The sequence below is a fragment of the Paenibacillus rhizolycopersici genome (assembly GCF_014947195.2).
Classification (GTDB): domain Bacteria; phylum Bacillota; class Bacilli; order Paenibacillales; family Paenibacillaceae; genus Fontibacillus; species Fontibacillus rhizolycopersici.
This window is the reverse complement of record NZ_JADCNN020000019.1, coordinates 35,897-56,932: the sequence shown is the minus strand read 5'-3', so window position 1 is coordinate 56,932 and position 21,036 is coordinate 35,897. Positions and strand designations below refer to the sequence as shown.

At 52.7% G+C, this 21,036-nt stretch carries 18 protein-coding genes; 3 read left to right on the top strand and 15 right to left on the bottom strand.

Annotated elements, in window-relative coordinates:
- The first annotated feature begins 6 nt into the window (after positions 1–6).
- The gene (locus IM700_RS17815) at positions 7–561 is read left to right on the top strand and encodes a GNAT family N-acetyltransferase (RefSeq protein WP_193418209.1); all 555 of its coding nucleotides are present in this window, start codon (positions 7–9) and stop codon (positions 559–561) included.
- Positions 518–1,627, top strand: a complete 1,110-nt coding sequence (locus IM700_RS17810; protein ID WP_193418211.1) for a YheC/YheD family endospore coat-associated protein — start codon at positions 518–520, stop codon at positions 1,625–1,627. The genes IM700_RS17815 and IM700_RS17810 overlap by 44 nt, the downstream gene beginning before the upstream one ends.
- Positions 1,628–1,668: 41 nt before the next feature.
- On the opposite strand, the gene IM700_RS17805 is transcribed toward IM700_RS17810, so the two are convergent.
- The 8 genes from IM700_RS17805 to IM700_RS17770 form a co-directional block, all read right to left on the bottom strand.
- Positions 1,669–2,364: an HAD family hydrolase gene (locus tag IM700_RS17805; protein WP_239484021.1), complete on the bottom strand. Its 696-nt coding sequence runs from the start codon at positions 2,362–2,364 to the stop codon at positions 1,669–1,671.
- A 73-nt stretch (positions 2,365–2,437) separates the two neighbouring features.
- Positions 2,438–3,535, bottom strand: coding sequence for a GerAB/ArcD/ProY family transporter (locus IM700_RS17800; RefSeq protein ID WP_193418213.1), 1,098 nt, complete (start codon positions 3,533–3,535; stop codon positions 2,438–2,440).
- Positions 3,536–3,557: 22 nt separating this feature from the next.
- Complete coding sequence (locus tag IM700_RS17795) at positions 3,558–3,767, bottom strand: hypothetical protein (RefSeq protein ID WP_193418214.1); 210 nt, start codon at positions 3,765–3,767, stop codon at positions 3,558–3,560.
- Complete coding sequence (locus tag IM700_RS17790; RefSeq protein WP_193418215.1) at positions 3,767–4,933, bottom strand: Ger(x)C family spore germination protein; 1,167 nt, start codon at positions 4,931–4,933, stop codon at positions 3,767–3,769. Before IM700_RS17790 ends, IM700_RS17795 begins: the two co-directional genes overlap by 1 nt.
- A 6-nt stretch (positions 4,934–4,939) precedes the next feature.
- Positions 4,940–6,418, bottom strand: a complete 1,479-nt coding sequence (locus IM700_RS17785; protein ID WP_193418216.1) for a spore germination protein — start codon at positions 6,416–6,418, stop codon at positions 4,940–4,942.
- 286 nt (positions 6,419–6,704) lie between these two features.
- Positions 6,705–7,799: a GIY-YIG nuclease family protein gene (locus IM700_RS17780; RefSeq protein WP_336244915.1), complete on the bottom strand. Its 1,095-nt coding sequence runs from the start codon at positions 7,797–7,799 to the stop codon at positions 6,705–6,707.
- Complete coding sequence (gene yfcE / locus IM700_RS17775) at positions 7,796–8,344, bottom strand: phosphodiesterase (protein WP_155607155.1); 549 nt, start codon at positions 8,342–8,344, stop codon at positions 7,796–7,798. Before yfcE ends, IM700_RS17780 begins: the two co-directional genes overlap by 4 nt.
- Before the next feature lie 73 nt (positions 8,345–8,417).
- Positions 8,418–9,500 (bottom strand): FAD:protein FMN transferase, encoded by a 1,083-nt coding sequence (locus IM700_RS17770; protein WP_193418218.1) that lies wholly within the window; start codon positions 9,498–9,500, stop codon positions 8,418–8,420.
- Between the two features lie 322 nt (positions 9,501–9,822).
- Here IM700_RS17770 and hcp point away from each other — a divergent pair, with 322 nt between their 5' ends.
- Positions 9,823–11,511: a hydroxylamine reductase gene (gene hcp, locus IM700_RS17765; protein WP_239484020.1), complete on the top strand. Its 1,689-nt coding sequence runs from the start codon at positions 9,823–9,825 to the stop codon at positions 11,509–11,511.
- Positions 11,512–11,583: 72 nt separating this feature from the next.
- Here hcp and IM700_RS17760 read toward each other — a convergent pair whose 3' ends face one another.
- The 7 genes from IM700_RS17760 to IM700_RS17730 all read right to left on the bottom strand — a co-directional run bounded on the left by IM700_RS17760 (position 11,584) and on the right by IM700_RS17730 (position 21,012).
- Positions 11,584–13,932 carry a discoidin domain-containing protein gene (locus IM700_RS17760; RefSeq protein ID WP_193418219.1) on the bottom strand — a complete coding sequence of 783 codons (2,349 nt, stop codon included), beginning with the start codon at positions 13,930–13,932 and terminating at the stop codon, positions 11,584–11,586.
- Between the two features lie 53 nt (positions 13,933–13,985).
- Complete coding sequence (locus tag IM700_RS17755) at positions 13,986–15,056, bottom strand: peptidyl-prolyl cis-trans isomerase (protein WP_193418221.1); 1,071 nt, start codon at positions 15,054–15,056, stop codon at positions 13,986–13,988.
- Positions 15,057–15,361: 305 nt separating this feature from the next.
- Entirely contained in the window at positions 15,362–16,822 is a 1,461-nt protein-coding gene (locus IM700_RS17750) for an alpha-L-fucosidase (RefSeq protein ID WP_193418223.1), read from the bottom strand.
- A gap of 40 nt (positions 16,823–16,862) precedes the next feature.
- Positions 16,863–17,024, bottom strand: coding sequence for a DUF6903 family protein (locus IM700_RS17745; RefSeq protein ID WP_193418225.1), 162 nt, complete (start codon positions 17,022–17,024; stop codon positions 16,863–16,865).
- Positions 17,021–19,198 carry a 1,3-beta-galactosyl-N-acetylhexosamine phosphorylase gene (gene gnpA, locus IM700_RS17740; protein ID WP_193418227.1) on the bottom strand — a complete coding sequence of 726 codons (2,178 nt, stop codon included), beginning with the start codon at positions 19,196–19,198 and terminating at the stop codon, positions 17,021–17,023. The genes IM700_RS17745 and gnpA overlap by 4 nt, the downstream gene beginning before the upstream one ends.
- Before the next feature lie 18 nt (positions 19,199–19,216).
- Positions 19,217–20,080: a carbohydrate ABC transporter permease gene (locus IM700_RS17735; RefSeq protein ID WP_193418229.1), complete on the bottom strand. Its 864-nt coding sequence runs from the start codon at positions 20,078–20,080 to the stop codon at positions 19,217–19,219.
- Positions 20,081–20,121: 41 nt separating this feature from the next.
- Entirely contained in the window at positions 20,122–21,012 is an 891-nt protein-coding gene (locus tag IM700_RS17730; protein WP_472850236.1) for a carbohydrate ABC transporter permease, read from the bottom strand.
- Between the last annotated feature and the right edge of the window lie 24 nt (positions 21,013–21,036).

Sequence of the window (21,036 nt, the reverse complement as noted above, 5' to 3'; positions counted from 1 at the left end):
GTAGTGGTGGAGATTAGAGCCGTGACGCGGGAAGCCGGAGTCCCTTGGGAGCTGCAGCACGGCGAAATACTGGCTTTCGTTCGCAAATACGGCTCTGGCCGCATCTCGCCCTCCGTCCTCCGGCGGCTTCTCCGGCTGACGCCCAGCGATCTTGACCGACCCGGTTGCTCCCTGTTCGTCGCTCGGATCCGGGCGGAGGACGGGGAGCGATTAGCCGGCATTTCTTGCACTGCGGATTACGGCCGCAAGCTATGCGTGGTTGTCGTGCACCCGTTGTACCGGGGCCGGGGGATCGGCGCGAAGCTGCTTCAGGCCCAGTTGACCCGACTGAAGCAACTAAGCTGCAGGGTTTCGCTAAGCCAGGTCCCGGAGCTGCGCTTGTGCTTTCGTGCTGGGTTGTACGCTTCCGATCTGATTCGGGACCCGAGCGGCAAAACGCTGCTCCTCCTGGAGTCGCGGCCCATTTCCCCAGAGCATAGAGAACCGTCCGCCCATTACAGCAAGGAAGGTGATATCGTTGTCACACCCCGTCCTGGGCATCCTGACCTTGTACCTCAATGATAAGAAGCAGTTGGAGGAACGGCATATCTACCAGCGCATGATCACGGAGGGACAAAAAATCGGCCTGGACATTTTCGTGTTCACCCCGATGGACGTTTTCGATCAGAAAAAACAGATTTTTGCTCTCGAGTATAACCCGAAAGCCAAGAAATGGTTCCGTAAATGGCGCAGCTTCCCGGATTTGATCTTCGATCGTTGCCGGATTCAACGCAGCAAACGGTTCGAACAGCTGCTGCGGTTCCGGGCCCGTTACAGTCATCTAACCTTTCTCAACCGGCCGTTACGGAATAAATGGACGATATATCAAACCTTGTCCCGCAAAAGCCGATTCCGATCCAACCAGCCGGAGACCGTGTTATTTCAAAGCAGCAGCGACGTGATGGGCCTGCTGAAGAAGTATTCCGCCGTTTATGTCAAGCCGATTAACGGTACTGGCGGCCGTGGTATTCTGCGGGTTGAGCGACTGGACGGCGATCAGTTCCTGATCCAGGGACGGCGTCAGAACCGGAGCATCATCGCTCCCCAGAAAATTCACAAATCCCGTCTGAGCGCCTTCCTGCTGGGTTGGAAGGGAAGCGGTCGCTTCATCGCCCAGCAAGGTATTCAGATCAAGCTGCCGAACGGCCGCGTCCACGATTACCGGATGCTCGTGCAGAAGAACGGCCAAGGCAATTGGGAGATGACCGGTTGTGCCGGCCGCGTAGGACCTCCCCGTAGCGTGACTTCCAATCTCCATGGCGGGGGCCATGCAGTGGCCATGAATACCCTGCTGAAGCAATGGATCCCAAGCGAGGAACGGCGTCAAGAGGTTCGCCGATCGGCCGAGAAGCTCAGTCTCGAGGTCGCAGCCTACTTGGAGGATACCTTTGGCGCCTTGTGCGAGCTTGCGCTTGACTTGGCGATCAACCGCCATGGCCAAATATACTTGCTTGAGGTGAACCCCAAGCCCGCCCGCGAGGTGTTCAATCAATCGGGTGATTCGCAAGCGTACCGCGCAGCGATCGTGAAACCGCTGGAATACGCGCTGTGGCTGCATAAGCAAAAAGTCGCTTCCCCCTCCAATTAGGAGGGAAAGCGGCTTTTTTTACGTATCTCAACAACCCAAGTTTATGCTTCCCCCGCCTGATCGTAAAGGGATATCAGCTCGTCAAAGGAGCCGATCAGGACGTCGGAACCAGCCAGTTCGCTGCCATCGCCGAATCCGGCATAGGCACAGCCGATCACCGTTAGCCCGTTCCGCTTGCCGGCTTCAACGTCCGAAGAGCGGTCGCCGACCATCCAGGCGCGGGAGACACCGTGCCGATCCATAAGCAGCTTGACCAAAGCAACTTTCGTTGCCGTTTGGTATTCGCCTGCACTGAATATCCCTTCGAACAGCGGCAAGATCCGATGCGCTTTGGCAACGCCTTTGACGTAATGCTCCAGCCCGTTGCTGGCAACAAACAGCCGTACACCACGCCGCTTCAACTCCTGCAGTGTTTCCTGCACTTGTGGATACAACTCCGTGTTTAGTTGTTGTAACCCTTCCAGTTCAAATTCCAAAAGCAGATCATCGGCACGGCGATGCACGGCTTCGCTTTGGTTTGGGAGAACTCGGCGCCATATATCCGGCAGCAGCATTCCCAAGCAGCCTAAGATCAGCTCTTCCGGCGGCGTTTCCCCGGAATAAAGTCCTTCCTCCCGCAGCTGTTCAAACACCTTATGAAAAACCGGAATCAACAGCGTTTCCGTTTTGAATAGCGTTCCATCCATGTCAAAAATCATCGCTTCTGGCTTAGGAAATTCGTCTGTCCTTCTCTCCATCCCCACATTCCTTCCGTATGTATGATATAGCCCCATGATATGTCAAAGCGGCATCCCTTGTAAACCGAAGTCGTTATCCGGACTTCACCCGGCGGGCCGACCGCACTTTGATCTCAGCAATCAGCAGCAAAAGCACGGGGAACACAACCTGAAATGGAAATGCGTAAAAAGGGTATATTTTTGTGGCGAAAAACTCCATATCCATAATATTGTCGAACAAAGAATAGGCCAAATACGTGGTCAGGAGACCCGTTTGAAGGACCACGCTACGATAATTGCTCAGGCGAAACAACTTCGCGATGCCTTGGCTTGCGGCCAACAAGCATACGCTGAACTTTACGAAGACGCAAATCACGAAGATAATGGCTACCGTACCTTCGATGCGCTGAATAAAATCCCCGACGTTAATCCGTCCTATGGCCGCATAGGAGGGGAAATACACGTTGCTCATCGTATAGGTCCCCAAGACGAAGATGTTACGTAACGAAATGAACAGGATCAAGGCTCCGCCGATCAATAACCCGAAGAGGAAAATGCGAACAAACGACTTGCGGTCCCTCACTCCGCCAAAAATGGCGGTTAACAAAAAGGCTTCGGCAAACGGGAACGAAAAGGTGGAGAAGGCACCTTCCCAAACCGGCCCCCAGTTATGATCCAAGATCGGAAGGACGTTATTGAACTCCATTCTTCCGATGGTGAGGAACAACACGAGCAAAATCGTCACCGTGCAAATGTTAAAGAGCAGCCGCACACTTCGTCCCAACGTTTCAATGCCGTGCAGCACGACGAACACGCTGAGCGCGCACACGAACAGCATCGGTACGAGCATCGGTGTTTCCGGCATCGCTTCGGACGTCATGAATTCCCCATAATTTCTGAGCACCAACGAAGCCAAATGAACGGCATACCAAACGTACAGCAGGATGAACAAGTTCCCCAGGACTTTGCCGAACACGTTCTGGCAAATGTCGAATAGATTTTGCCCGGGATATAGCGTGAGCAGTCTAGCGGAAATCAGAGCGACCGGGATAGCCAGGCCGATCGCGATCAGAATAGCGATCCAAGAGTCTCTTTTGGCCTGCCCAGCCGCTCCCAGGATCATCGTACTCCCCATGATGAACAGGATCAAAATCGTTCTGGCTTCGCCGCCGGTAACCATTTCCTTGTTCATTGCGAATTCCCACCCCCCCGTGTTATAGACCGAATAGCAAACCCACCAATTGTTCGATCGCCTGCGTCGGACTCGGCAGCTTAGCGCCTGTGGCCAGTACCAGAGCTGCCGCGAAGGACGGCAGACCCATGACGCTGCTGATGACAAAATCCTTTTTATATCCGTTTTTGTAGGTTTGGACTTGATCCAACAACACGATGAAGGCATAAGCGATGATCGTAAGCAGGATCACTACTCTTCACCCCCTGTCTTGATCGGTTTTCTAATCGATGCCGTGCCTTTAATATCAACCTTGGCTTGTACGGATACCTTCAACCTGGAAAATTTCTCGTCCCAATCGGGTTCAAGCGACTTCCATACCTTCGGCATCTTCTTATGAATCCGGTCACCAAAGCCGAAGATATCCTGTTTATACCGCTTTTGCGCAATTTCGATCACGTTCTCCATTTCTTTGACCAATATGTCCTCCGCCATTCTCTCGATTTCTGCTTGCCCCTTTGCCGTATAGTAGTCGACATTTTCTTGCACCTCGTCAACCGCCGTAACCGTATGGGTTTTAACCCGGATTTCGACCTGACCGTCCACCAGCACCGGTTCCACTTTGGTTTTGCTCTTAAAAATCTCCAAAGAAATTCCTGGTGGCCGGTTGTACCCGCCCAGCGTCAGAATTCCCCCTTTGATTTCGTCCCGAAGAAACAAAACGAACTTGGTATCGTGGGCATTCATCCTTCCCAGCATCTTGTCGATATCGAAAACGGCCGATCCGCGGATGGAAGCCGTCTTGGCCCCCTTATTCTCCGAAGAATAAACCATCGGCAAGATACTGCTGATGCCGGGGGTATTGATCGTATCCGCGAAATCAAAGATCTCTGTCGTGGGGGAGTTCGATACGCTTGTTTCATTTTTCAGGATATCATCGATCTTGTAAGATAGCGGTTCGCCCGATTTGCCATCGCTGGTGAGCACTTCCTCGGCCGTCTTCTCTCCGGACACCAGAATATGGATATCCGCCCGTGTTTCCGTATCCCTGACATACCAGTCGATAATTTTCGCTGCCCCGTCCCGTGCGATTTCCTCGCTTAAAATGATCGACTTGGCATGAGCCCAATATAATCGGCTACCGGACTCCGTAATCATTCTGCGAACGATTTCAAACATCGTCTTTCCGGATAAACTGATCCGGGACGAACCGACGCTCATCGCGTCCTGCCCCCCCGAGCCGTCGACTACCTCGACGGTCAGTTTGATTTGGCCGTCTTCTACTCCTTTATCGATGGCAATCCCGGCGACGGTCGTCAATTTATCGACTTCCCGGTAATTCCAGCAGCCGGATAACGTGAAAACCGTGAGGCTGCACAGCATGACGGCCAACCGTCTTACGCGTGCTCTCTTATCCATCTAGCGTTACCTCATGACTTTCCGGATCCGCTGTTTGGCCTGCGCCAGGGGAGCCCCGACCTTTTCTCCCCACCAAGGAAGCCGGATCACCGTATCCCTGATGTCGGACTCCTTGAAAGAACCCACCGTCAGCATGTAAGACACCCCGAAGCTACGCAGGCTCATCAAATGAATGACCAATCCGATCATTCCGAACAAGTAACCGTAAAGCCCCATAAAGGAGGACAAAACCAGCAGCATGAAACGCGTAGAGATCGAGGCTGCTTTCATCTTAACGTTAAGCAGCGTTGTAATGCCGGTAATCCCAACGACGATGACCATGGGGGCACTCACGACTCTCGCATCGACCGCGGCTTGTCCCAAGACCAATGCGCCCACGATGCTGACCGCCTGGCCGATCGAATTCGGAATTCGGGTCCCCGCCTCCCGCAGGATTTCGAAGACGACTAGCATGACAAAACATTCCGCCACCGTCGGCAAAGGCACGGATTGCCTTGCCGCGGAAATGCTGAGCAATAGCGGCGTGGGCATCATTTCTTGGTTGTAGGTGACCAAAGAGACGTAAATAGCCGGGACGCTGACGGCCAAAAACTCGCCGAGAAACCGAATCATCCGGTTGAACGAACCAAAAAAGTAATTGCTGTAATAGTCCTCGCTCACTTGAAAATACTCCACGAATAGAAAAGGAACCGTCAGCACAAACGGGCTTCCGTCCACCAACACGGCAATGCGTCCCTCCAAAATCTTGCCAGCCAGGGCGTCGGGACGTTCCGTATTGCCCACCGTTTCGAACGGCGTCAAGGTGTGATCGCGAATCAATTCTTGCAGTTGCCCGGAATCCAGTAAGGCGTCGATCTCCAGACGTTCCAACCGTTTGATAAGCTGGTGCAAAATCTTTTTGGAAACGACATCCTCGACATAACAAAGGCAAACCGATGTGTTGGTCGTTTTCCCGATCTCCAGAAATTCAAATTTCAGATTCTGGCTTCTCACTCTTCGCCGGATGAGAGACAAATTGATGATCAGCGATTCGGTGAACCCTTCCCTTGGTCCGATCACCGACTTTTCCGTGCCCGGTTCCGACACAGCCCGAGTTTGCCACCCCCGCGTCCCAACGATCAGGGCCTGATCATGCCCCTGAAGCAGAAGAACCGTATTGCCGCTCAGAAGTTCATTCAGGATTACATTCATATCATCCGATAAACTGAGTTCGCTGACCTCGATAATGCCATCCATCAACTGCTGCATGAAAGGAATATCATCGGATTCCTTGGATGTCTGGAAGCTTAAGATCGGCCGAATGATGAAGTTGCTTAACGTCTCGGTGCTTACCATGCCTTCAATATGAATGAGGCAGCCGGAAAAGGACTTAACTGAAGGATGCTGGAATTTGCGGAACTTGATGGTGGAATCCCCGGGAAATAATCGTTTGATCAACGCGATGTTTTCATCGATTGATGGGTACAGGCTTTCCTGGATCGGCAAACCATTCCCTCCTCGCTTTATAGCATGTGGATATGTTATTCCCAAAATGGGTAAATTCTATCAGCTGATCCGTTTGAATTTTGGAAAAAAAAACAGCAGGGTCGCTAAACGCTCCCTGCCGCCTTCATTTGATTTTCGGGCGTCTGGCTATTGATTGATCAGCCAAAAAGCCTCCCAGGCGCCCCCGACCTTGTCGCGGTTAGCCACCAGTCCCGCCCCGTTGTCTATCTCTAACTTAAACAATTAATGTAAACGCTGTCAATAAAAAGTTAGTTTCATAGATTCTTCAAATTAAAACCATTTCTTCCAGAATATGCGCAATCTGAGTCGAGTCGTTGGTCTCTATCCATGTCTGCGGAATCGACCTATGCCTGCAATCGCTGCTATGCAAATAACGGTAGATAATTCGGTCTTCGTCGATTTCATCGCGACTTGACTTACCGGCCAAAGGGAGTCCCGCTTTGCCGAAGCAGGCAAGCGCCTTATCGGCAAGTTCCTTGGACAAAGCCGTATGTGTGGCATCGGACAGATCAAATTTCTGGCTATAGAGAATTTGATTCCGCCGCAACAAGAAGCATTTGGCTTCCTGCTCATTCAAATGCTCCAGCACCACAAGGTTCCGGTTCTGCTCAGCGAAATCGGCGATCTCCTCCTGCTTGGCAAACAGATCGATGGCGTTCAACGCATCTCTAACTTTAGCCGCTGCTTCAAAATCAAACCGGTCGGAAGCCTCCTGCATCCGCAGTTCCAACTCCTCCCGCAGGCCGGAATCAGTTCCGTCCAGCAGCGCAGTAATTCGAGTAAGGCTACGATTGTTGATCTCGATCGCTTCCCCACCCAAGCAGGCTCCGAGACATAAACCAAGCGAATGGTTCAAGCAGGGGGTCCCGATGCTGGAGGAACTGCTGCGGCTGCAGGCGATATGCAACGCTTCACGGAGGCTACGGACCGCCTGCTCCACGGTATGCCGACTAGCCGTGTAAGGCCCGTAGACATGGCGAAGCCCCGGATCCCCTGGCTCATCCGCGACTTCCAAGCCCCAAATTCTCTCATTGTCCCGGATGGCTATATACGTATAACCCTGCGGGCTTTTCATTTTCTTGTTATACATCGGTTTCAACTCGCGAATCAGCCTGCACTCCAACATCAAAGCTTCGAATTCAGTGTCGGTGAGTCGGATCTCCAAGTCTTTGATGTTATGCACCAGTCTCTCCACCTTCTTGGAGCGGTTGCGAGAGATGTGGAAATAAGAGCGAACCCGTTGCTGCAGGTTTTTGGACTTACCGACATAAATCACGTTTCCCGCCGCATCCTTCATCAAATAAACCCCCGGTGAAGCTGGGAGCGTCCGCAGCTGATGTTCTATTCGTTCGTTTATCATGGAGCGAATGCAATCCGTTTTACGGTCTCACCGGCGAAATCCTTAACAAGAAACGTTCCCGCCTCCAAAATGCCATAAGAATTCGGGAAATTCTCTTTCGGCAAAGCGATGGATCCCGGGTTCAACACATAAACGCCATCCTTGCGGTCGGCCACCGGGATATGGGTATGCCCCTGAATAAATACGTCGCCGGGCGCCAGCGGCGGAAGCTGCTCCATGTTAAATCCATGCCCGTGGGTGACGTAAATTCGGCGCCCTTCGAAGAAGAGCATGGCGTAATCTGCCATCATCGGAAATTCTAACAGCATTTGGTCTACTTCAGCATCGCAGTTCCCGCGCACGGCGATGATGTGATGCTTATGCCCGTTAAGCGTTGCCGCGACCCGTTTCGGATCGTAACCCTCCGGCAGTGGATTCCTTGGCCCGTGGTACAAAAAATCCCCTAACATGATGATTTGATCAGGCCGCTCTTCTTCCACTTTTGCCATCGCCCGATCCAGCCAAGCGCTCGACCCGTGGATATCCGAAATCAACATCAGTTTCATAGGAACCAACTCCTTGTCCAATTCGTTCTAGTATAATAGAAAGACGCTCAATCGCTTGAACGTCTCTAGCGTGCTATTCTTCGACTAGCGTATATTGCCCGTCCGTCACTTTAAAAGTATCCTTGAGTCCCGATGTGACGTAAATTTTATTGTCCTTCGTGATGAACATCGCTTCCGTCTCATCATTCAAGTCCTCGATATACTTCAAGCCTTCCGTAAGACCCATCACATAAACGAAAGTCGACAGCGCGTCGGCATCCGTTGCATTATCCGCCAGAATCGTCACGCTCTTCAGATTGTTTTGCGACGGTACCCCAGTTCTCGGATCAAGAATGTGATGATACATCACACCGTCCTCGATGAAATATCGTTCATAAATCCCGGAGGTATCGATCACCTGATCGCTTAAGCGAATCGTGCCCATGGTTGTGCCGCGCGAGCTGTCAGGATCCTGAAGGCCCACGTTCCAGCTGTCTCCATTGGGCTTGTTCCCGATAACGATGATGCTGCTACCGCCAAGGTCGACAAGCGCGCTCTTCACGCCTTCCGCCCGTAAATAAGCGGCGACCTCGTCCGCCGCGTAACCTTTCCCGATGCCGCCGAGATCCAGAACCATCCCCGGCCGTTTCAGAAACACGGTGCTTTTGGCCTCGTCCACGACGACATCCTTATAACCGACCAGGCTGAGTTCCCGCTGCAAATCCTCCGGCGCCGGGACATGGGCCCCTTCATGCCCGATATCCCATAGATCAACCAAACCGCCGACGGTGGGATCGAATAGCCCGTCCGTCTCTTTGGCGTAGTCGAGTGAACGTTCCAGAACCTTCATCGTATCCTCTGATACCTCAACCGCCTGTTTGCCGGCTTCCTGATTCACTTTGTAGAGTTGGCTCGTTTCTAACGTACGACTTAGCTCGATATCCAAGGTTTTCAGCATGTTGTCGATATGGTCCAGATGCTCCTCCGCCTTGGGGTCATCAAACAATTTGATGTTAACCACCGTATCAAAAATATAATATTGTTTCGAAACCGGCTCCCCGGCCGTAGGATTCTCCTTCGTTCCCGTGTTCCCCCCGCAGCCGGAAAGAATTGTCATCAGCATCGCCGTCAAGCTTAGGATCACGGCTCTTGTACGCCATTTCTGTGCTCGTTGCATCGTTTCACCTCATTTGAAATTCCACGCATCTAGTGGTTAACATATCGTATTGTATAATTTACACAACCGATTAGTCCAGTAAGTACATCACGATTAGGGTTTTGAGGAGCTTGGGGTACGAATGCAAACGAAATAGAAGCGAGAGCCAAAGATATGTTTTCAATTTTGTGGAAATATTTGTGACTGCAATCACTTTGCCATGAACGTTCCGGCGATATGCTCCTGACATCAACGGAGGTGCAACACCACGTACCTCATCATGTGAAATATTACACAACCCTGAGCGCCTCCCTTATCCCATTCAGATCAAGGAGGTTCCCCCATGAATCAAAGTCATGCCACGACCGACCTACTTCAAGAGACATCCATGTTCTGTTACCAATGCCAAGAGGCAGCCGGCGGAACAGGTTGTACAAATGCCGGTGTTTGCGGAAAGCCGGAGGACGTAGCCAACTTGCAGGACCTGCTCATCTATGTGCTTAAAGGGATGGCATTCCTCGCGCTGGGTAGCGATCTGCCGGAGCACATCGAGCGTCAGCTGTCTGTTTTTACGATGAACTCCTTGTTTGCAACGATTACGAATGCTAATTTCGATCACGACAGCTTCGTCAGCCAAATACGAACCGCCCTTACGATGCGCGACGTCGTACAACACTACTGGTACGAGCGGCATGCAGGCGATGAAGCTTCCTTACCCGATGCCGTACTCTGGAAAGCGGAAGACGAAATCCAATTTGCGATCAAAGCAAAGCAGGTGGGGATCCTCAGCACCGCCAACGAAGACATCCGTTCCTTGCGCGAGTTGCTGACTTACGGACTCAAAGGAATGGCCGCTTATACGTACCATGCTCATCAGTTGGGCTATCCTCATGCGGCAGTCGACCTCTTTCTGCGCCGAGCCCTGGCCGCGACATTGGACGATACCTTAACGGCTGACGATCTCGTCGCCTTGGTTTTAGAGGCCGGCAAGTATGGCGTGGAAGCCATGGGCTTGCTGGATCAGGCCAACACAAGTACCTACGGTCATCCGGAAGTGACTCAAGTCAATATCGGCGTGCGCAATCGCCCCGGCATTTTGATCAGCGGTCATGATTTGAAGGATTTAGAACAATTGCTGGTACAAACCGAAGGAACCGGCGTCGACGTCTACACCCACAGTGAGATGCTGCCCGCCCATTATTATCCGGCTTTCAAGAAATACAGCCACTTTGTTGGCAATTACGGCAACGCCTGGTGGGAGCAAACGAAGGAATTCGCCGCTTTCAACGGCCCGATTCTGATGACAACCAACTGTATCGTTCCGCCAAAAGCCAGTTATATGGATCGAATCTACACGACGGGGAATACCGGTTACCCTGGGGTTCGGCATCTTCCAGACGGTGCCGACGATACGCCGAAGGACTTCTCAGAACTGATCAAGCACGCCAAAAGCTGTCCCCCGCCTACAGAGCTCGAAAGCGGACAGATCGTCGGCGGCTTCGCCCACCACACGGTCACGCAGCTGGCCGACAAGATCGTTCAGGCGGTGGAGACCGGCGCGATTAAACGGTTTATCGTCATGGCCGGATGCGACGGTCGGATGAAATCACGTGATTACTACACGGAATTTGCCAAACAATTACCGCACGATACTGTAATCTTAACGGCTGGTTGCGCCAAGTACAAATATAACAAGCTGGAACTTGGCGATATCGGCGGTATCCCACGTGTTCTGGATGCCGGTCAATGCAACGATTCCTATTCGCTGGCGGTCATCGCGCTCAAGTTGAAGGAATGGTTCGGCCTAGAGGATGTTAACCAGTTACCGATTTCGTACAATATCGCCTGGTATGAACAAAAGGCCGTCATCGTCCTGCTGGCTCTCCTCCATCTCGGCGTCAAGAACATTCATCTCGGGCCCACATTGCCGGCTTTCCTCTCGCCAAACGTAGCCCAGGTCCTGATCGACAAATTCGGCATCGGCGGCATCACGAGTGTAGAGGAAGATATGGCCCTGTTTCTCGGAGCCTAGACGTTACGCCATATAATAAATGGAAGGGACCTCCTACTCCATAAGGAATAGAGGTCCTTTCTTGATCACGATTTAGATATCCGCGTCCTGGCTACGATATACCTGGATTTCGGTCATGGTAGGCGTCCAGTATTCGCTGTCCTTTTGTTTCGTAATGAGCAGCCGCAGCTTGCTGCTGGTCACGCTGCCGAAATCGTCCAATTTCAGATCATGTCCCATCCCATCCGATTTGGATTGGAACGTTACCCACTCCTGCGTCTGTGGATCCAGCTTCTGCAACTCAAATTCCTGGACCCTTAGGTTCGTTCCTCCATCGGTATACTCATCCAGGTAAATCTCATCGAAGGTTGTCGGTTGGCCAAAATCGATCGTAATGACGATCGGATATCCGTCCGTCATCTCGTCCGGATCCGCACTCGCCCAACGGGTCGCGGTATTTCCATCCACCAGCTTATCCGCCTCAAGCCCCGGATTCGGATGGGTATAATTCGCTTCGATCGGTTTGTGGAGCGCCAGGTTAACTCGGTCTGACTTGCCTTCGTCTTCGATCGGATTCGTGTCGATCGGATCCTTCACCTTCTTGCCGATCGGCGATTCATGCAAGCCGATATCGATTCCTTTTCCATAGTATAAGTGCGTACCAAAGAAATCCTCATCGCCAACGTTTCGGTTATAGCGACCGGCATCGATGAGCGGAGAGTTCTTCTTCAGCTTGAAATTCGCCGCCGAGTTCACGATCCGGTCAACCCCGTTATTCTTCTTATAATCTTTCGGATTCTTCACGAACATCGGGTCTGCAAATACGGCATGGGGATCCTTAGGTTGCTGCTCCGAGTAGACGCCTCCCGCTTCGTAGAAGGCGTTATTGGAGAACACGGCTTTGTTCAAGGCGCCCTCTTTCCTGTACCATTTCGTTGGCGTCGTCTCCGACATGTTATAGAAGACGTTGTTCAGGAAATACACCGTATCCTTAAACACCTCGTCGTGGAACCAGTCCATTTGTTCCGCATTATAGACAAAGACATTATTCAGAAAATACGTCGGCGAGTAGTTGGTTGAGAGCATATTTTTTACAATGACGCCATTGTCGTTGACGCTTAAATTATAACGCGCCACGGAATTGGAGCTATTCCCCATGTAGGCCATCCAGCCTGCGGCGTTGTCGTGGGAGTAGTTGTATTGATAGGTCACGTTGAAGTTGGTGTATTCCAAATCCCAAGGGGTGCCGTCGAATTCGCCGTATGGGCCGCCGTAAACCTCGTTGAACTGCATGACGGAGTCGGCCCCGGCCCACAGATATAGCCCGCAGGAGACGGCGTCATATCTTTGCAAATAACCGTTGATTTCGTTGAATTCCACCGTCATGTTTTTGGTGTTCGCCAACTGAATGGCACCTTGCCCGATGTTCTCGGCATAGTTGTGCCCGATGTAGACGTCACGGCTATATAGGTCACGAGTTCTCACCCACAGCTGCTCCCAACCTTCATGGTACTTGCCGGTTTCATCGTATTCCCCGGAGCTGGCGTCGCGATCGTAAAACCAGTTAAAAGCGAATTGGATCGCATGGAGCTCGGTTTTGTAGAAATGGTTATTTTCAATGCGGACATCCTGGAAGTAATAAGCCCCTTCATCGTAGTCTTTATAGCTCTTTTCGCCGAAAACTTGGAATACGATGCCGCCGTAGTGGATTTTCTGCCAATCGGTTGGGCCGTCGATATCGTGGATATATAAATTACTGATGCGGAAATAATTCATGATCTTGTCATCGCCCGGTCCCAGAAGATCGGCGTTAATCGTAATGGACACGCCGTCTCGAACGACGGAATGCTCTTTCGCAGACACGTCGATATCGGTAGCGAAGTCGTCGTCGTTTGAGATCTCCAGGTTATGAATTTCCCAATACTGTTGATTCTGCAGCACGACGGCACCAGTCAGGCCGACTTTGGTTTTGTCCTTTTTGAAGTCCCCGTTTTCATATCGGACAGGATTCACCACGTTGCCGCCCACAGCGATATAAGGTTTCCCATCCTTCGGATTGCCGTACATGTCGATCACGATCGGCTTCCCATTCGCCCCGGATCCCTTTGGCCAAAGCTGTTGGTCATTCCAGGTTTCGCCGGCCTTCAGCAAAATCCGGTCGCCTGGTTGAAACACCTTTTCGTTGACTTTCTGGAACGTCTTCCACGGCGTCTTCTTTGAGGTCCCGTTGTTGGCGTCGTTCCCCAGCGTCGCATCAATGTAATAGTCGGTCCCTCTATGTGGATTCGCCCGGTTCCCCGCAACTTGGGCGGCGTCCTCCGCTTGAACAGCCTTGGATGCGGGCTCCATCTCGGAAGCGATTGCCGCCGGAGGCAGCAACGTAATCACCATGGCAAACAGCGATAGATACAATAGAACAATGCGACTTTTGGTTACGTACATAATTTCCCTCCCATACATTCAGAATGGATGTGGTACATCAGGTTGGCTGTGGGTCAAATCCCCGGAATCGTGACTTTGGCCAGCAATTCCCGGTTAACTTGAACCGGCAGTTCTCCCCTGTATTGCTCGACATACGCTTCAAATCGTTCCTCCAACAGCTGCTGTTTGATCTGATATTCATACCTTTGCAATGCTTTCTGCTCATCGACCTTCACTTCATCCAGACGATACACGGTGAATCCTTCGCCGATTTCCACTGGCGCGGTAAGTTCCCCCGGCTTCATGTCCCTCAGTTGCAACACCACCTGATGAGCAGGCGAGTTGGCATAGGATCCACTCTCTTCCGTCAACGTTTCTGTCCGAATGGAGGCTTCTTCAAACCGGCTGGCAATTCCCTCCAATCCGGCTTGTTCCGCGATGAGTTCCGCCAAGGCGCTGGCTGCGCCCTTCTTCCCTTCTTGCGGGACAGGCACGATCAATTGGGTGACCTCGTAATTGGTCGCATTAGCGGCCCATTCCGAGGCATGCTCCTCGTGATAGCTCTCGACATCCCCCCTTTCCAGATATAGCGGGTCTTCCGGATGTTGACTAAGCATCTGCTTTAATTCGGTTTCCAGGGATGCCAGCCTATGCGCATAGTAAGGCTCCAAGGTGAATCGGGTGAGGCCATATACCACTTCTCCACGTCGGATCGCGGCCTCTCTCTCCCGATTTTCCGTCTCCATCGAGGCAGTTAGCGAATCGAAATCAGGCGAGTCCAGCAAGCCCTGCGCTTGGGCTAGGATGAAAATCACCTTGTCCCGCATCGCTTGTTCCAGCGCACGCTCCTGTAGTACATGAAGCGGAATGAGGTCCCCAACCCGTTGGGTCCAGTCGCCTTTCCCCAGCGTCACTTGGAATTTGACTTGGAACTCGTTCTGCACCGCTGACTTCAGCCGGTCCATTTGAAAGGCGATTTCCTGATCCGTGATGGCGTTTCCGCCTACCTTTGCAACTTCTTCGTGAGAGTCCCTCGCCAACATATAACCGGCAAGCAGAACGCCGGCCACGACGATCAAACCGCTAAGCAGCCATACCCGCCGCCAACCCTTGATTCTCTTGCTCGTTCCCGTCCGTTTGGACATTGCCTCACCTCCGCTTCAACCTACACAATCCATAGAGAAAACGTAGACCCTTGAGCCGGTGGGGGAAATAACTGCAGGCGTGCAGCTAATTTCACCGATGGTTGGTTTTTTCCGGAAACAACTGCAAGAATGCTGTTACCTCCAAGCCAAATGGCCGATATTCTCAAAATGATAGAAATTAACTGTACTTCTGCGGCTATTTAGCCGTAGAGACCAGGCTGTGAGGAAATAACTGCATTTGCGCAGTTATTTCGGTGATCTCGTGCAAGTCAGATTCAGTTCATGCTTGACGATACCGCCTATGGTTACTCGCTCCATAAAGCGAGCTGAAATGCCGCCAATGTCGGATACCCCCTGTACCGCTTAAATACGATCCTCACCCTCCGGGCTGTCGTTAACGGAAGCGGAAGGATTTTCTTGTGGCCGACAATCGTGCCTTCCCCAATCCGTCGCCACTCGTCTGAGTTCTTGGTTTCATCGTCCCGCTCGTTTCCATTCTCTACCGAGACCCACAGCTCGAACGCCTCCACCCGCTGTCCTTGGACAATGTGCTCCTGCAAAATCACCGCGTTAAATGCCCTCGTCTCCGGCAAAACCATTTGTACCCAGGGCTCGGTGTCCGTCCCAGACGGTCTCCAGCCTCGATCCGGAGCGCCGCCGCCAAGGACTTCGGCCGTTTCCTTCTCCGAAGCGGCACTCGATGCAGTCCACTTCGTTCCATGTATCAACCGCAGGTCATTCAACTCGGCGATCCGCGCGCCTAACTCGGCCAATGCTTCACGGTCGGGTGTTGCAATTCTCCCGTCCCGGTCGGGCGGAACGTTGAGCAAGAACATCGCGTTGCCGCCAACCGCCTTTAGGTAGATGTTGAACAGCTCGCGGGCACTCCGAACTTGTCTGTCCTCTTCGGCATGGTAGAACCAGCCCGGCCGGATGGACGTATTCACTTCTGCGGGATACCAGACCCATTCACCGCCGTAGCGGACGATGGCTTCCCTACTGCCCAGATCCTCTTCCATCGAATGGACGGAGCGGGCGAAAGAGGGGTCATCGGTTTGCTGCGATTTCTCTGCCGTTTTCTCGGCATCCTGCAGCGCCCGGGGCACGACACTCCATTCCTCTCGCCGCGTATGGCCTGCCTCGTTGCCCACCCAGCGGATATCCGGGCCGCATACGCTAATCACACATTGCGGCTGAAGACGCCGGACCGTCTCATAATACCGGTCCCAATCGTAGTTCTGCCGTTTACCTGAAGGTCCCTCGCCGTTAGCCCCGTCCAACCAAACGCAGCCGATCTCGCCGTATTGGGTTAGCAACTCCGTTAGTTGGTTCACGTAAAAATCGTCATACGCTTGACCTTCTCCATAACTCCTTTCGGTCCGATCCCAAGGCGACAAATACACCCCGAACTTTAGTCCGAACTTTTGGCAAGCCTCCGAGACTTCACGGACCAAATCCCCCTGCCCGTCTCTCCAGGGACTAGAAGCAACCGAGTGCTTCGTATATTTGCTAGGCCACAAGCAGAAGCCGTCATGATGCTTGCAAGTCAGAATCACGGCTTTCATTCCGGCCTGCTTCAGGATCGTAACCCATTCCGCCGCATCGAGGTGTTGCGGATCGAACAGGGCCGGATCTTCGTGTCCCTCTCCCCACTCCCTGCCGGTCATCGCGTTCATCCCAAAGTGAATAAATCCGTAAAATTCCAGCCGTTGCCAATCAAGCTGCCGAGTTGAAGGTCTGATGTCAAAAATCTTGTTCATGTTCATCCAAGATGTATTCCTTTCTCGTCTCCGCGTCATTCGCGGGCTATTGATATTTGCGGTTGTATTCGTAGAGCAGGCCAAGTAAACCCGCCAAACCTATGATCATCAAACCTAGATTCATGTAACTTGTTCCTTGACTATGTCCGTAGACGACTAGGCAGACGCAGACGAACAATCCAAGCAACCGTAGTAGTATGACTTTCATGGCGTAGCGCTCCCATTCGTTATCTTCCACACGATCCCGCTTGGGCCAAGCTTCATCACGGACGTTTTCCCATCTCCATCGTAAACAACCGTAGTTTGGGGATCGTTACTATTGTTGACGACTGCATATACCCCCTGCTCTGGGTAGGCGTGCACCTCGCATTCCACATTGTCCGCGTACCAACGCTTCAGTTCCGCTTCCTTACCCGCTGCGAAATACAGGCTTCGAAGGAACAGGCGCGCATTTCCCGGGGAATACGGGAGCCCGGCCAGATACACCGCGCGACCCGCCCCCGGCCGATTCGCGGCAAGATGAACCTCCCCGTTCGAATACTCCAGAATCTCAACGCGTTCATGCAAGGCATAGACGTGATTCGTCGTTTCCCCGAAATCGAATGCCGTACCCTCCGTCGTAATGAAATGCTCCTCCGCCGACTGGTTGAAATATTTGTCTGTAGACACGCTGAATCCCCGTTCTTTATCGACTCCAAAACAATCAGCTAATTGGAAAAATCGCCCCTGATGCTGCACCGCCGACGGTTCGCCGACGCCGATCACCCCCCCGCCGCCGTATACCCACCGGCGAAGCCGCTCGACGAACCTCGAATTCTTCCATACCTCGCCGCCAGAGAAAGCGGTGTACGCTTCGCCGGCATTGATCACTACGTCGATGGACGGATCGATGCCCTGCTTCAGCACCTCATCGAAGCTGATGAATACGACGTCCACGCTCATGCCGCTCAAGGCTTCCAGGATCCCATAGTAGGAATAAGCCTGTTTGCTGTAAAGGCTATGGGCAACGGTAAACGCCTGCCACGTCCGCAGCGCTCCCCAGCAGTTTAAGACCGCCACTTTTAGTCCCGTGTACGGCTTACCGCCCCTAATATGGTCATGAAGCTCGCGGAATTCATCGGTAATTTGCTCGACGTAATCAACGAATTTCGGGAACTTGCAAGCCAAGCTGGGGTAACCGCCGTACCCCATGCGATCGATCGGTTTGCGCAGGATCGCGCGCCGCGCCGCAAGCCAGTTCCGGTTCGCCTCAACCACCGGGTCGTTGCCTTCATAGAAGACGTCCGGAAAAAAGTACGGCAGAAACCGCCCTTCCGTGTATTTCACGTGCGGGATATCCGAGATCATCCGAAGCGTCGTGCCGTCCCCCACGCTCCCCACGACGGCATCGAACCCGATCGACCCGAAGTACGGCCCATAAGGCTCCGTGCCGATCCATTGATCGCCGAGGAACATCATCGCTTCCTTCCCGCTCTCATGCACCAGGTCCACCAGTTTCTTCGTCTCCGCGGCGACGAAGCGGGAGACGAAGTCGACATAATCCAGATAAGCCGGTGACGGCACCCGGAAGGAGGAGTTGTAATATCCTTGATCGACGAAATCTTCGGCGGTCAGTTCGTATCCTTTTTCCCGGGCGAAATCCTCGAGCATGGCTACCGATACGCTGGCGCCATATCCGAACCAGTCCACGAATTTCTCTTTGGCCAGCTCGTTAAACACCAGCGTAAATTGATAAAACAACGTGGTGAACCGCACGACATCCACTTCCGGATTGTCCCGGAGCCATTGTTTCATCGTTTCATAGATAAAAGCATTGGAATGGGGCTGCTTCACATCAAATGGAATTTCATGCGGCTTATCGCCCCAGTCGTTGGTGATGTGGTTGTACATCTGCACCGGGTCCCACTGAATGTAGGCGAGGAACGAAACCGTATATTCGTGCCACGGCACCGCATTGTCAATAATCACCGTATCGTCCTGCTGACGTATCCGCCAGTCGGACGGGGGCAGCACCTCACCGGTCGTTCGATCGATCACTTGCCAATAACGATAAGGATCGTGTAAATAATCAACGTCGAGCTGCTCCCGGTAGTAGGTGCGCAGCAGCTCGATCTCCAGCGTAATCGACTGGGCCAGCATGAATTCGGTCATCAAATAGATCTGCGGGCATTCTTCCCTATGCTTTTCGATAAATTCGTTATGTCCTCTGGAGGGAAAATAAGCCGTATAAATCTTCGCAGGAAGCGCTTTGACGGCTGCATCCAGCTTCGTCCCGTCGCTGTCCCGGATCGCGTCCGCGCCCCACCTCTCCATCAGTTCCTTCGTTTCCCGCACGAACCCTTCCTCGCTCGGGAGCGTTACTCTACCTCTCTGTCTGGCCATACCTATCCTCTCCCTCTTCTATTCTCTCGTTCCTCCGGCCGTCATCCCCTCCACTAATCGCCGCTGCACCAGAATGTAAAGAATCAGGGCGGGGACCATCACAATCACCAGGCCGGCGTACAATCGGCCATAATTGGCTGCCGCCTTCTGCGCGGTCATTAGATTCAACAGCCCGACGGGAAGCGTCTTATTCGGCCCCGGCAGCAGCGTCAATGCGATGATATAGTCGTTCCAAAAAGCCAGAAAGTTGAACAAGATCACCGTTACAATGCTGGGACGAACCATCGGCGCCATAATGGATAACATCGTCCGAACATGCGAGCAGCCATCGATGGCCGCCGCCTCCTCGAACACCTCGGGAATCGTCTGGAAATACCCGGACAACAAATAAATCGTAAACGGGATCGCCGTCGCGGCATAAACCACGGATAACACCGCCAAATTGTCGATGAGCAACCCGTCCGGAAACCAACCGCCGAGCAGCCGATCCCCGTCCAGCAGCATCAGGAAGATGGGGACGACAATGTAGTTGACGTTAATGAACAATCCGCCCATAAACAGCAGATTCAGGATCTTGCGCCCACGAAACCGGTACCTTGCCAGCACATAAGCCGCGGGCACGGCGACGACCAACAGGATCGCCAAACCAAGCACGGTCGTAAACAGCGAATTGAGCAAATAAGAACCCATATGGGCGTCGGTAAACGCATCGAGATAGTTTTGCAGGTAAACGCCCGCCGGAAGCCCCCATGGATCTCCATAGAATTCGGACTTCTGTTTCAACGAAGCCAGCAGCACCCAAATCATCGGAACCACGATCGACAAGGCGAGCAGGCTAAGGATGACGTAGATGAACGATTTGTACCCTTTGTCGGCTTTCATCGGCTCTCCGCCAGCTCCTCCCTAATGAGGTTAAACATGCACTAATATTGTAGGGGTTCCCGTTTCGTCGCCCGGCTGACCAACAGCGACAACCCAAAGGAGAACAGGAAGACGACCGAACCGATGGCCATCCCATATCCATAAGAGGAATTGGTATAAGCCTGTTTATACATATAGTTCAGGAACACCTCGGTCGCCCCGTCCGGCCCGCCGTTCGTCATTGCTTTGATTAAGGTAAAACTTAAGTTGATCGAGCTAATGATAAAGAAGGTTAGCGTATTCCTTAGGTTCTGCCAAATCAGGGGCAACGTGATGGAAAAGAACTGCCGCACCTTCCCGCTCCCTTCCAGCGCCGAGGCTTCGTAGAAGCTCTCCGGAATGCTGGACATGCTGGCCATATACATCACCATGTAGTACCCGACCGATTGCCAGATCATCGCCCCGGCGATGCTGTAGATCACAATGCTTTGATCCCCAAGCCACATCCGCTGGAGAAAGTCTAACCGGAGGATGCCCAGCAGTCCGTTCAGCAGTCCTTGCTCCGCATCGTAGATCGCGGAGAAGATGGCCGCGATCACCACGACCGACAAGATGTTAGGAATATAAAAGATAACCCGATAGATGTCCTTCCCCTTGACGTTCTCCCGCGTCATCACCGCCGCGAACAACAGCGCCATCGACATCGTCAGGATCGTCACGATCACCAGGAGCAGCACGGTATTCTGGAACGACTTCACAAATACCGCATCGTCCAGCAAGATTTTGAAGTTGCTGAAGCCTACAAACTGTTTTTCCGCCGAAAAACCACTCCACTTGTACACCGACATCCGGAAGACGTTAAACGTAGGGATGAGCATAAAGAGAACAAACAGCACGAACGCCGGTGTGATGCATAGCCAAATGAAGCGGATTCGTCCTCGGTTACGTTTCACCGTCTCACCTTGCTTCCTGCAGGG